Raw genomic sequence first — 511 nt, 5'->3', positions numbered from 1 at the left:
CCCACCTCTACCCATGTGAGATATCGTGTAAGTGTCAAGCATATATGCTTTTGCGGAATCATCCACCGCATTGATATCCCTGTTGCCAAGCTCCCACGAACCACGCAACGCAAACAGATTACGCCCCGTTAGAGCATCGCATCCAATTTTTTGGAGTTTTTCGATAACCTGCTGATGGTGTCGCTTAGAGACAACTTCAATGAGTTCGAGAGCCTTTTTGCCGAGTTCAGTGTCAGGCGTCTGCGTATAATTCTGGACCATAAGACAGGGTTCAGAGACGTTATAGAAAGCATGATGCGGGAGCATCAGCCCAACAATCTTATTCTCCATCTGCTCGAATTTTATTTCATCACCAACGATGACACGACCATCAAGAGAAGGCTCAACACAGAGAGCCATAGCAATATCGGGCCCGAACATATCCAATGATTTAGGGACACCTATCGTGGCTTCGCCTTCATCACGCTTCGTGAAAAGCTCAGCATCATTGATGACACGCTTCTTCATCATC

General features: G+C 46.8%; 1 protein-coding gene. It reads right to left on the bottom strand.

Translation table 11 applies throughout. From position 1 onward, the window contains the following. A partial coding sequence (locus tag KP705_RS16915) for a hypothetical protein (RefSeq protein WP_215765104.1) occupies window positions 1-511 on the bottom strand: 511 nt, incomplete at both ends.

The sequence above is a fragment of the Gluconobacter sp. P1D12_c genome (genome assembly GCF_018812105.1).
Lineage (GTDB): Bacteria > Pseudomonadota > Alphaproteobacteria > Acetobacterales > Acetobacteraceae > Gluconobacter > Gluconobacter oxydans_A.
This window is presented reverse-complemented; position numbering and strand designations above follow the sequence as displayed.